At 69.1% G+C, this 12191-nt stretch carries 11 protein-coding genes; 8 read left to right on the top strand and 3 right to left on the bottom strand.

Translation table 11 applies throughout. The features are described 5' to 3' along the window. Positions 1–3: 3 nt before the first annotated feature. Complete coding sequence (locus EO081_RS10730; RefSeq protein WP_129341924.1) at positions 4–1194, bottom strand: GumK N-terminal domain-containing glycosyltransferase; 1191 nt, start codon at positions 1192–1194, stop codon at positions 4–6. Positions 1195–1342: 148 nt separating this feature from the next. Between EO081_RS10730 and EO081_RS10725 the strand changes: the two genes are divergently transcribed. The 8 genes from EO081_RS10725 (at position 1343) to EO081_RS10690 (ending at position 10436) form a co-directional block, all read left to right on the top strand. Beyond that, the gene (locus EO081_RS10725; protein WP_129341923.1) at positions 1343–2680 is read left to right on the top strand and encodes an ATP-binding protein; all 1338 of its coding nucleotides are present in this window, start codon (positions 1343–1345) and stop codon (positions 2678–2680) included. A 304-nt stretch (positions 2681–2984) separates the two neighbouring features. Then, positions 2985–3608 carry a P-loop NTPase family protein gene (locus EO081_RS10720; RefSeq protein ID WP_129341922.1) on the top strand — a complete coding sequence of 208 codons (624 nt, stop codon included), beginning with the start codon at positions 2985–2987 and terminating at the stop codon, positions 3606–3608. Further along, positions 3605–4645, top strand: a complete 1041-nt coding sequence (locus EO081_RS10715) for a glycoside hydrolase family 5 protein (RefSeq protein ID WP_240697636.1) — start codon at positions 3605–3607, stop codon at positions 4643–4645. The genes EO081_RS10720 and EO081_RS10715 overlap by 4 nt, the downstream gene beginning before the upstream one ends. A gap of 444 nt (positions 4646–5089) precedes the next feature. Further along, complete coding sequence (gene cysD, locus EO081_RS10710) at positions 5090–6025, top strand: sulfate adenylyltransferase subunit CysD (protein WP_129341921.1); 936 nt, start codon at positions 5090–5092, stop codon at positions 6023–6025. Between the two features lie 124 nt (positions 6026–6149). Further along, positions 6150–8069, top strand: coding sequence for a sulfate adenylyltransferase subunit CysN (gene cysN / locus EO081_RS10705; RefSeq protein ID WP_129341920.1), 1920 nt, complete (start codon positions 6150–6152; stop codon positions 8067–8069). Further along, positions 8066–8815: a 3'(2'),5'-bisphosphate nucleotidase CysQ gene (locus EO081_RS10700; RefSeq protein WP_375781656.1), complete on the top strand. Its 750-nt coding sequence runs from the start codon at positions 8066–8068 to the stop codon at positions 8813–8815. Before cysN ends, EO081_RS10700 begins: the two co-directional genes overlap by 4 nt. Before the next feature lie 18 nt (positions 8816–8833). Then, complete coding sequence (locus tag EO081_RS10695; RefSeq protein WP_129341919.1) at positions 8834–9625, top strand: sulfite exporter TauE/SafE family protein; 792 nt, start codon at positions 8834–8836, stop codon at positions 9623–9625. 70 nt (positions 9626–9695) lie between these two features. Beyond that, entirely contained in the window at positions 9696–10436 is a 741-nt protein-coding gene (locus EO081_RS10690) for a cytochrome b (RefSeq protein WP_129341918.1), read from the top strand. An 11-nt stretch (positions 10437–10447) separates the two neighbouring features. Here the strand turns inward: EO081_RS10690 and EO081_RS10685 are convergent, their stop codons facing one another. Together EO081_RS10685 and EO081_RS10680 are read right to left on the bottom strand one after the other, a co-directional pair. After that, positions 10448–11176 (bottom strand): metallophosphoesterase family protein, encoded by a 729-nt coding sequence (locus EO081_RS10685; RefSeq protein WP_129341917.1) that lies wholly within the window; start codon positions 11174–11176, stop codon positions 10448–10450. Beyond that, positions 11160–11948 (bottom strand): nucleotidyltransferase family protein, encoded by a 789-nt coding sequence (locus tag EO081_RS10680; RefSeq protein ID WP_129341916.1) that lies wholly within the window; start codon positions 11946–11948, stop codon positions 11160–11162. The genes EO081_RS10685 and EO081_RS10680 overlap by 17 nt, the downstream gene beginning before the upstream one ends. Positions 11949–12191 lie beyond the last annotated feature (243 nt).

Genomic DNA, 12191 nt, shown 5'->3' with positions numbered 1-12191 from the left:
AATTCATCCAGAATGGATGCTGGATCTGGACCTATGGACACTCGCCTCGCGAGCGCCTGACAGACGGAGCAATTCACCGGCGACGTCGTCCCAGTCCGCCACGGCCTCCGGGGGGCCACGCCCCTTCGCCAGTGCCCGGCGCAACGCCTCCACCGCACTCCCCGCGCACTCCGGATCATAGGACAGGGCGCCCGGCACGCCCCGCATCGCGAATTCCGGCCCGACGACCGGCAGGCCGCAGTAGCGATACTGGAGGTTCTTGAGGCTGGACTCGGCCAAATAGGCCAGACCCGGCACGCGCCGGTAGAGCGCCAGGCCTACGTCCGCATGCTGGACGAACGGCACCAGCCGCTCGAACGGCTGCTCTCCCCAGGCGGTCAGATTCGCAGGCGCGGCGAATGCGAGCGGCGTGCGCCCGAAGTAATGGAACCGCACCGTTGGGAACGTCCGGGCCAGCCGCTCCAGCAGCGGTTGGTCCAGCATCATGTCGCCGATCAGCACGGCATTCGGCCCGACCGAATAGGGAGAAGCCGAGGCGCGGTCGAACGCGCGCCGATCGATGCCATGGCGGACAAGCGCCGCGCGCGCTCCGGGCAGATCGTCCAGCAGGGCTTGCGCCGGCACGCGGACCAGGTCGTAGCGCGGCGCATCGGCATGCAGCCGCCGCTGCAGCCCGGGATGCATGCCGATCACCGTCAGTCGGTCATTCATGCTGTAGAGGATGCGCGCCTGGGCAGCGACCCGGCGGATACGCCGGAACAGCGCAACCGCCGAGCAGCTTTCGATCACCACCAGTTCCGCCTTTCGGAGCGGCTCGACCACCGCGCGGGGCAACAAGGCGCCATAGGCGGCGATCAGCGGTGCCGAGATCCACTGCCGCACCTTGCCGCGCGTCGCCACCGGATGCACCGGCGGAACCCAAAGGAACCCCTGCATGCCATCCGCCGCATACCAGCGGTTGCGGGGCACACCGCGCGCGGTGGCGCGTTCCTGATCCCGCCGCAGCCGGCTGAGCCAACTCCGCTGCACGGTCACTACATGAACCCGGTAGCCGCGCCGCCGCAGCGCCTCTGCCAGGAACACCATGCTGGTCTTGCGAGCGCCGAGGCCGATCGTCTGCTGGGTGAAGAGGAAGGCGACAGGTGACTCCCGGCTGCCGTTTTCTCCGCTGTCGAACAACAAATCGCCCGTCATTTCCGCCCCTTGATCCACCAGCCGCAAGGCAGCCGCCCGTCGGGATCGCGCCGGTTGCCGGGCAGTGCAATCTTGGATTGGTTCAATACTGCCGCACTTGTTGGCGCATCGGCTTTTCTACTTCCCGAGATCACCGTACGACTTGGACATGGCAGATGATGGCAAGACAGGCGGTTGGTGGCACCAGGTGCGGCGTGCCGTGCACCGCATCCTGTGCTGGGCGGTGAACGAGCGGCCCGCACCTGCCCGCGCGGCTGCGCACAACGGCGGCAGACACAGCATGCTCAGCGACACGCCTGCGGCTCAAGATCCGGCAAACATCTCCGAATTGGACGCAATACCGGCCCACCCGACGCCGGAGAGCACCCTGGCTCCGGCGCAGCGCTTTGCGGCGGCGATAGGCGCACGATCGCAGCGCGCTCGCGTGATCGCCGCCTTCAACGCCGCGCAACCGGTGGACGACCGCTACGAACTGCTCGGACGCATGACCGAGCTGAACCGCCTCGTGGACGGGGTCGTTGAGCGGCGCCAGCATGCGGTGGTCTTCGGCGCCCGCGGCTCGGGCAAGACATCGCTCGCCCGGATCTTCGGCGACCTCGCCGACGAGGCGGAATGCGTCGCCCTCTATCACGCCGCGACCGGCGACACCGGGTTCGCGGACCTGCTGCGCCCCTATCTACCCTTTCTGCAGGCGGAGGCGCGGCCCGCCGGCCGGGCGGCGCTTGCCGCGCTCGGGGAGCGCGATTTCACCGCGCGCGACTTCGCAAGCGCGGCGGCGCCGGGGCTCACGCGGCGCATCTTCCTGATCGTGGACGAGTTCGATCGGATCGAGAACCGCCAGACCAAGGCGCAGATGGCCAGCCTGCTGAAGCTGCTGTCCGACACGCGCGCGCCGCTGCAGTTCCTGCTCGTCGGCATCGCCGCCGACGTAGACGAGCTGCTCGAGGCCCACCCGTCGCTTCGGCGCCACATGGTCGCGGTGCCGATCCGTCCCGTCGGCCCGCGCGCCGTCGAGGCGGTGATCGACGAAGGCGCGCGACGCAGCGGCATCACCTTTCCGGCAGAGGCGCGCATGCTGATCGGCGCGGCCGCGGCGGGTTCTCCTTATCATGTCCGCCTGTTCTGCCAGGCCGCGGGACTGGCGGCGGTGGAGGCCGGCACCAGCACTGTCGACGTGGGGGCGGTGCGTGCCGGCCTTGCCAGCAGCTTCGAGGAGTGGGCCAGCGTCAATGCCGCCGCCGCCGCGCTGCTCGAGCGCCTTTGCCGGCTCCCGGAGCTCCGGGAGCGGCTGCGGGCGCTCGCTTGCGACGCCGCCGCACACCAGACGGTCGCGGCGGATCGGGTGCCTCAGGCGCTCGCCCCTGCCCTGCTCTTCAACGACTCCGGGACGGCCGTCTTCGCGGACTCACTCGCGCCGCAGTTTCTGCTCGCACGGCTCCAGCTCGCGGCAACCGAGCCTGCGCTGGCGGTGGCGGCGGCAGAATGAAATCGATCGAGAGGATCCTGCCATGAGACTGCGCTCCACCGCGATTGATCCAGGCAGTTCGGATGGCAGAGCGCTCTGGCCGAGCGACGCCCGCGGCGATCCGAGCCTGGGCGCGCCCCTTGCGCCCCGGGCGTCGTCCCTGGACTTCCCTGGAGATGCCATCGACGCCCCTTCGCAGGAGCTCGCAAGCATCGGTGCCGAAGCCGCATCGGGGCCTGGCAACCCAGCCGCCAGCATCGCGACCACGCCACCAGCCCGGGCCGGGTCCCTGCTGCATCCGGGCGACCCTCGCGTTGATCCAACCGTGTTCGCCGCCTTCGAAGCCCAGAGCGACGCGGTCGCCCGTATCCGCGATCTGCGCGGGGCATTTTCGAGCCGCTGGCACGGCGACACGCCGGATGACCGCCGCGCGGTCGCCCTGATCGGCCTGGATGCCACCGTGGAGGTGGCAAGCGTCGCCGCGAACCTGGCGGTGGTCTGCGCACAGCTGGGCTGGCGCACGCTGCTGGTCGATGGCGATTTGCAAGCGCCCGCCCAGGACCGACTCTTCCGCACCGACAACCGCGCCGGCCTGTCGACGCTGCTCCAGGAGCCCCAAGGCCGCGCCGCGATCCAGCCCACTGCGATCGAGCGGCTATCGTTGCTGCCCGCGGGCCCGGGATCGGCGGAGGGCGCCGAGCTGCTCGAGCGCCAGCCGCTGGTGGAGGCGCTGGAAGGGCGCATCGGACGACACCGGCTGGTGCTTCTCAGCCTCTCCGCCCGAAGCCAGTCGACCCGTTTCGGTGCGGTCGACACGATCCTGAGCGGCTTCGACGGCGCCCTGGTGCTGGCGAGTCGCAACGGCAGCGCCCTCCGCCCTCTCCAGCGGCTGACCGGCTTGCTGGAGGAGGGCGGCGTACCGTTGCTGGGAACGGTGATCGTGCCGTGATCGCTGGCATTCGCGCGGCCGCGCTCCTGCTTCTTGCGGCGCTGCTGCTGAACACGGCCGTCCCTTCCCTGGCCGCCACCCAGCGCCGCCCCCAACTGACCGGCGTCAACATCGCTGGCGGCGAGTTCAAGCCGGCCAGGCGCCCTGGCGTCCACGGCAAGGACTATATCTACCCGCGCGACTCCGATTTGGCGGCGTTCGCTCGTGCGGGCGTGAACATCGTGCGCGTGCCGTTCCGGTGGGAGCGCGTGCAGCCCGGGCTTTCCGGTGCGCTTTCCACCGAGGAAGTCAGACGCCTCGACTCCGTCGTCGGCAGTGCGCGCGCCCTGGGCCTGGCCGTGATCCTGGACGTGCACAACTATGGCAAATACGCCGGCCGCAAAGTGACGGAGCCGGCAGTCGCCGATGGGCTGGTCGATCTGTGGAGGCGCCTCGCGCTTCGCTATCGGGGCAGGCCCGTCGTCTTCGGGCTGATGAACGAACCCGCCGGCATCGTCCCGGAGGACTGGCGCAGGATCGTGGATCGCGTGGTGACGGCGATCCGCGCCACCGGTGCGCGCAACCTGATCCTCGTGCCCGGCGCGAAATGGACCGGAGCCCACAGCTGGACACGCATCGGCGGCGGCGGCTCCAATGCGGATGCCTTTGCCGGCTTCCACGATCCTGGCGGCAACTTCGCGTTCGAGATGCACCAGTATCTCGACAGCGACTCCTCGGGCACCCACCCCGGGTGCGGCGGCCCGGACACCGGCGTCGACCGCCTCCGCGCTGCGACCGCCTGGCTGCGCTCGGTACGGGCGCGCGGCTTCCTTGCCGAATTCGGCGCCGGCAGCGACGCACGCTGCCTCGCAACGCTCGAGCGGATGCTCGCCTTCCTGGACCGAAACGGGGATGTCTGGTCCGGCTGGACCTATTGGGCGGCAGGGCCTTGGTGGCCGGCCAGCTACGACTACAGCGTGCAGCCGAGCCGCACGGGCGGCGAGCGGCCGCAGATGCGGGTGCTGCGCCAGCATCTGGCACCTTCCGACGCGTCCTGAGGGAACGGCGGATGCCCCGCTTCGAGCTTGTCCGGTAGCACGCCCATTGTCCCTCGTCCGCGGACGCGGCCCTGCCGACGCCGGAGAAAAAGCGTCCCAAGACCATCCGGCCGACAGCGGACGCTGCTCTTGCGAAGCCACTCCAGGAGGACGCGAACTCTCGCCCCGCCGCGCCGGCGCCTGGGCTCGTTCATCGCGGCACCCGCCTGAAAGGCCCCAATTACCCATCGAGACTCGCATGCCCGGCATGCCAGCCGGACGCGGCAAGGGATCCTCCGATCAAAGCATCTCTATCGCCCTGCGAAGTTATCGTTTGCGGTTTCGGCCGCTTCACCGACCCTCCTAAAGTTCCGCTTCTACCCGCCCAAGATCTCTCCGGGACGGACCGAGTAAATGGGCCAATTCGCCATTGTACGCCACGGAACGTTCTGCCAACTCCGGGCCATGAACGCGTCTTCGTCCACTCGCCGGCCGTCCGGGTCCAGCCTCACGCACCTCCAGCGGCTGGAGGCGGAGAGCATCCATATCCTGCGCGAAGTGGTGGCAGAGGCAGAGCGGCCGGTGATGCTCTATTCGGTGGGCAAGGATTCGGCCGTCATGCTCCACCTCGCCAAGAAGGCGTTCTTCCCGGCGCCGCCGCCGTTCCCGCTGCTCCATGTCGACACGACCTGGAAGTTCCGGGCGATGTACGACCTGCGTGACAAGGCCGCGGCGGATGCCGGCATGGAGTTGCTGGTCCACCACAATCCGGACGCGATGGCGCGCGGGATCAATCCGTTCGACCACGGCAGCCTGCACACCGATCTTTGGAAGACCGAGGGGCTGAAGCAGGCGCTCGACAAATATGGCTTCGACGCGGCGTTCGGCGGCGCCCGCCGGGACGAGGAGAAGAGCCGCGCCAAGGAACGCGTGTTCAGCTTCCGCTCGGCGAGCCACCGCTGGGACCCCAAGGCGCAGCGGCCCGAACTCTGGCGGCTCTACAACGCGCGCAAGGCAAAGGGGGAATCGATCCGCGTCTTCCCACTCTCCAACTGGACCGAGCTGGACATCTGGCAGTACATCCTCGCCGAGGGGATCGAGATCGTGCCGCTCTACTTCGCCGCCCCCCGGCCCACCGTGGAGCGCGACGGGCTGCTGCTGATGGTGGACGACGAACGCTTTCCGCTGCGGCCGGGCGAGACCCCCGTCCAACGCTCCGTCCGGTTCCGCACGCTCGGCTGCTACCCGCTTACCGGCGCGGTGGAGAGCGAGGCAGCGACCCTGTCGGAAGTCATCCAGGAAATGCTGCTCACCACCACCTCCGAACGCCAGGGCCGCGCCATCGACAAGGACGAAGGCGGCGCCGGCATGGAGAAGAAGAAGCAGGAGGGCTATTTCTGATGCGACCCGCCTCCCTTCTCTCCCGTCGCCCTGAACTTGTTGCAGGGTCCATCCACCCCCACGCACCGGCGCTCCTTTCGGCGCCGTGGACGCTGAACCCCGTTCAGCACGACGAGGTCCGCTGATGTCCGTGCTCGACGAACCGATCTACAAGACCGACGCCCTCATCGCCGAGGACATCGATGCTTATCTGGAGGCGCACCAGAACAAGACGCTGCTGCGCTTCATCACCTGCGGTTCGGTGGACGACGGCAAGTCGACGCTGATCGGCCGGCTCCTGTACGATTCGAAGATGATCTTCGAGGATCAGCTCGCGGCGCTGGAGAACGACAGCCGCCGCATCGGGACCCAGGGCCAGAACATCGACTTCGCCCTGCTGGTCGACGGCCTCGCCGCCGAGCGCGAGCAGGGCATCACCATCGACGTCGCCTACCGCTTCTTCGCGACCGAGAAGCGAAAGTTCATCGTCGCCGACACGCCGGGCCACGAGCAGTACACGCGCAACATGGTCACCGGCGCGTCCACGGCCGATCTGGCGGTGATCCTGATCGACGGGCGCAAGGGCGTGCTGACCCAGACCCGCCGCCACAGCTATCTCGCGCACCTGATCGGCATCCGCCACATCGTGCTCGCGGTGAACAAGATGGACCTGGTGGGCTATGACGCCGACCGGTTCGCGGAGATCGTCGCCGACTATCGCGCGTTCGCGGAGTCGATCGGGATCGAGGATTTCACCGCCATCCCGATCTCCGGCCTGGGCGGCGACAACATCGCCAGCCGTTCGGAACAGACGCCCTGGTACGACGGGCCGACGCTGATCGAGCATCTCGAGACGGTGGACGTGGACCTCGCGAGCGACCGCCGCCGGCCGTTCCGCATGCCGGTGCAGTGGGTCAACCGCCCCAACCTCGACTTTCGTGGGTTCGCCGGCCTGATCGCCAGTGGCACGGTGAAGCCGGGCGACGCGGTGCGCGTGCTGCCATCGGGCCGCACCTCCACCATCGCCCGAATCGTCACCATGGACGGCGACCTGGACGAGGCCGGCGCCGGCCAGTCCGTCACCCTGACGCTCGCCGACGAGATCGACTGCTCGCGCGGGGACGTGCTGGTGGCCGCCGACGCGCCGCCGCAGGTCGCCGACCAGTTCCAGGCCACGATCGTGTGGATGGATGCGGAGGATCTGCTCCCCGGCCGCGGCTATTGGATGAAGATCGGCACCCGCACCGTAAGCGCGACGGTGCAACCGCCCAAATATGCCGTCGACGTGAACACCATGGCCGAGCTTTCGGTGAAGACGCTGGGCCTCAACGACATCGGCGTGGCGGAGGTCTATACCGACCGCGGCATCGCGTTCGAGCCGTACGCCGACAGCCGCGACCTCGGCGGCTTCATCCTGATCGACAAGCTCACGAATGCGACCGTCGCCGCCGGCATGCTGCAGTTCGCGCTCCGCCGCAGCCAGAACGTGCATTGGCAGGCGGTCGAGATCACCCGCGACGCGCACGCCGCCCAGAAGCATCAGGCACCCAAGGTGCTGTGGTTCACGGGCCTCTCCGGATCGGGCAAGTCCACCATCGCCAACCTGGTCGAAAAGCGGCTGCACGCGCTCGGCAAGCACAGCTTCCTGCTCGACGGCGACAACATCCGCCACGGGCTCAACAAGGACCTGGGCTTCACCGATGCGGACCGCGTCGAGAACGTCCGCCGCGTGGGCGAGGTCGCCAAGCTGATGGCCGACGCCGGCCTGATCGTGCTCACCGCCTTCATCTCGCCCTTCCGCGCGGAACGCGAGCTGGTGCGCGGCATGTTGCCCGAGGGCGAGTTCGTCGAGGTGTTCATCGACACCCCGCTGGAAGTGGCCGAGGCCCGCGACGTGAAGGGCCTCTACCGCAAGGCGCGCGCTGGCGAGCTCAAGAACTTCACCGGCATCGACAGCCCCTATGAGCCGCCCGAGGCGCCGGATATCCACGTCGACACCACGCGGGAAACGCCGGAGGCCGCCGCCGAACGGATCGTCGCCCAGCTGCTCGGCACCGCGGCGTGACGACGCTGGCGGAGGACGCCGCCCTCGCCCGCCGCATCGCCGAGAGCGCTGGCCGGCTGCTGATGGAAATCCGCGGCTCCTCCCTGTTCGCGGGCAAGGCGCTGGGCAAGGCGGGGGATTCCGTCGCCAACCGCTTCATCCTGGAGGCGCTGGCGCAAGTGCGCCCGGACGACGCGGTCCTTTCCGAAGAGGAGCAGGACGACGCCACGCGGCTCTCGGCCGAGCGCGTGTGGATCGTCGATCCGCTCGACGGGACCCGCGAATTTAGCGAGGGCCGCAGCGACTGGGCGGTGCATGTGGCGCTGTCGGTCGGCGGCCGGGCCGCGGCAGGCGCCGTTGCGCTGCCGGCGCTCGGCGCGACGTTGGCGTCGGACACGCCGCCCCTCCTCCCACCGCCGCACGGCGGCGCGCCCCGGATGTTGGTGAGCCGCAGCCGTCCGGCCGAACAGGCGGTCGCGGTCGCCCAGGCGATCGGTGCCGAGCTGGTGGCGATGGGATCGGCCGGAGCGAAGGCGATGGCGGTCGTCCGCGGAGAGGCCGACATCTACCTCCACACCGGCGGCCAATATGAATGGGACAATTGCGCACCGGTCGCCGTGGCCGCCGCGGCCGGGCTGCACGTCAGCCGCATCGACGGCCAGCCGCTCGTCTACAACCGCGCCAACCCGTACCTCCCCGACCTGCTGATCTGCCGGCCGGAAGCCGCGCCCCGCCTGCTCGCGCTGGTCGCCGAGCGGCCGGCCTAGCCGTCGCAGCGGGGGGCGATGGACCTGTACAATGTGATCGCCGGCCTGGGTGTCGGCCTGCTCGTCGGCATGACGGGCGTGGGCGGCGGATCGCTGATGGCACCCATCCTGATCCTGCTGCTCGGGGTGGCACCGATCACCGCGGTCGGCACGGACCTCTGGTTCGCCGCGATCACCAAGTCGGTCGGTGGCTTCATCCATCATCGCCATCGCGGCACCGACGGCGGCCCGGACTTCCAGGTCGTGCGCCGGCTGTGCCTCGGCAGCCTTCCCGCCGCCGGGCTCACCCTGTGGGTGCTCGCGCATACCGAAACCCATGCGATCAAGGGCGGGCTGATCCTGCACGCGCTGGGCGTGGTGCTGCTGCTGACGGCAGTTGCGACGCTGCTGCGCCCGCGGCTGCAACTGGCGGCGATCCGCTTCCGGGCTCGATCCGCCGCCCGCTTCCACCACTTCCAGGCGCCGCTGACGGTGCTCGCGGGGGCGTTGCTGGGGGTGATGGTGACGCTCACCTCGGTGGGCGCCGGGGCGCTCGGCGCCGTCATCCTCTTCGCGCTCTATCCGCTGCGCCTCACCACGCGAAAGCTGGTGGCGACCGACATCGTCCACGCCGTCCCGCTGACCCTGGTCGCGGGGTTGGGCCATCTCTCGCTCGGCAACGTCGACGCGCCCCTGCTCGGCGGGCTGCTGGTGGGCTCGATCCCGGGCATCATCGCCGGCTCGCTGTTCGCCTCCCGCGCCTCCGACCGCGTCCTTCGCCCCACCCTCGCCCTGGTGCTGGTGGTCACCGGGCTGCGCTTGCTCGCCTGACCGCGTTCGAGCGCTTGACCCGGCCGCCGCCGAGGGACAGGTTAACGCAGGTTTAGAGGAGTGGGTCCGCATGGGGGTCGACACCTACGACAGGATGGCGCGCCGGCGGCTGCGCTACGCCAATGTCGCGATCGCGCTGCACTGGGCGATCGCCGCGCTGATCCTCTACAATCTCACCTCCGGTCTGCTGCGTCCGGTGCTGCCCCGCGGCTTCTTCGCCTTCCATGTCTCGTCGGGGATCACCATCCTGGTGCTGACGGTCGTCCTGGTCGGGTGGCGGCTCACCCACCGCCCGCCGCCTTTCCTGCCCATGGCGCGGTGGGAGAAGCGGCTCGCCAACGCTGTCCATCTCCTGCTCTACGCCGCCATGCTGCTGATGCCCTTCTCCGGCTGGGCGATGATCTCGGCCAATCCGCCGGCCGATTCGGCGGGCGCGGCCTGGGCTGCCGAAAACCCGCCGGGCCCGCCCCCCGCACCCACGCTCAAGCCCGACACGAGCTCACGCGGCGGCCCTGCCGGCGAGGGCAAGGGCGGCGGCCAACCCCCGCGCAAGCGCGGCCCGACCGAGATCTGGGGCCTGTTCCCGCTGCCGATGATCGGCCCGGTCCAGGAACTCGGCCGCACGCCCGAAGGGGTGCCGGAACAGCGCGCAGTGCACGAGCGGATCGAGACCTTCCACGCCATCGGCGCCTGGATCCTGCTCGCGCTGCTGCTGCTGCACGTCGCCGGCGCCCTCAAGCACCAGTTCGTCGACCGCCAGCGCGAGCTCGCCCGCATGGGGCTGGGCCGGCCCGGCCCGCGGGTCGGATAAGCGACGCTCCGCTAGACCTCGTACAGCACGTACGGCTTGCCGAACTGCTCGGTCAGCACGAACTGCGCGACGTTGTAGACGGGGATGCCGCGCCGGGTGCGCCCCTCATAGCTGCCGCGGTGCGCATGGCCGTGCAGCACCAGCCGGACGTTGTCGAAGCGGTCGACCGCATCGGCCAGGCGCGAGGAACCGAGGAACGGCCAGATCTCCTTGGGCTCGCCTTCAACGGTCGCCGCCACCGGGGAATAATGGAGCAGCGCCACCGCCCGGTCGGTACGCAGCGTCCGCAGCGCGTTTTCCAACTTGCGTGCCTCGCCCAGCGATTCATCGACGATGTCCTTGATCGCCTTTTCGCCGAACGCGCCCAGTTCGGCGCGATCGAACCCGCCGACAAAGCCCTTCACCCCGGCAAAGCCGACCCCGGCGATCTCCACCGCCTGCTCGTCGAGCACCGTCACGCCCGCGCCCTGGAGGATGCGCACCACCTCTTCGGGCTGGCCGCATTCGTAATCGTGGTTGCCGAGCACGGCGACTACCGGGATCGTGCAGTGGCGCAGGTCCTCGGCCAGGTTCTCGGCCTCGCGCGTCCGGCCGAAGTTCGTGAGGTCGCCTGTCAGCGCCAGCACGTCGGCCTTTTCGGAGATCTCCGCAAACAGGTCGCGGTAGCGGTTGGCGTCAGCGTCGTTGACGTGCAGGTCGCCGGTCGCGGCGAGGACGATGCGCTCAGGCTTTTCGCTCATGCTGCTCCTCAAGTCCCTTGCCGACCACGTCGGCGAAGCCCCAATCACAAATGTCGACGAGATAGTCGCGCGGGCTCAGCAGCCGGCCGCGGCACACCTTCACGTTCGCCGGCGGCAGGTCCGCCTGGAGCCGGGCGCGGTCGATCAGCTCGTCGAACAGCCAGCGCGGCACGCAGTCCCGCTCGGTCGGATAGATGAAGCGGAAGTTGAGCAGGTGGATCAGCAGCACTTCCCACTGCAGCTCCATGGCCGCCAGCAGCCGCTTCCAGTCGATCTCGTCATGCTTCTTCAGGATGACGTGCGCCACGTCGGCACCGTCATAGCGATAGCGGTCCTGGATGAAGAGCTTGGACAGGATGAACTCGGTCGGCGGCGTCACCGGCACGACGCTGCCGTAGATCTCCACCTCATAGGTGTCGCGGAACCAGTCCTCGGTCACCGGGATGCTGGCCGAGGACAGGTTGTAGATCACGTCGAAGAAATGCTCGCCTTGCCAGACCTTGCCGATCCAGCGGTCGTCCTCGACCTCGATTGCATAGCCGTGCTGCTTGAACCAGGCGAGCAGCCGCGGCGCATCGCCCGCCTTGCAGAACACGTCCATGTCCTTGGTCGGGCGGATGATGCCGGTGTGGCAGCTGAGCGCATAGGTGCCCGACAGCAGATAGGGCACGCCCGATTCGCCCAGCAGCCGGAGCGAATCCGTATAGAAGCCCTGCGAATTGGGCGGAGGATCGAAGGCGGACGCATCCAGCACCGGGGGTGTGTCGGTCATGCGCACGCGGTTTCCTTCCCTGATCTGCCGGGGGGTGGCAGGACGGAAACAACGGGCTGCCGGGACAAGCGTTCCGGACGGCGGCACATCCGGCACGCCGCGCAAGGCCGGCCGGACCCCTCCGGCCGCCCCCTTGCGAACGCGGAAAGTTAGTCGAAAGTTAGTCCAGGAACGGGCGTCGCGCACTCGCCGCGAAGCGTCCGCGCGGCGGCCGTGGACCGCGAGAAAACCGGCAATGGGATG

Source organism: Sphingomonas desiccabilis, assembly GCF_004135605.1.
GTDB lineage: Bacteria > Pseudomonadota > Alphaproteobacteria > Sphingomonadales > Sphingomonadaceae > Sphingomonas > Sphingomonas desiccabilis.
This window is presented reverse-complemented; position numbering and strand designations above follow the sequence as displayed.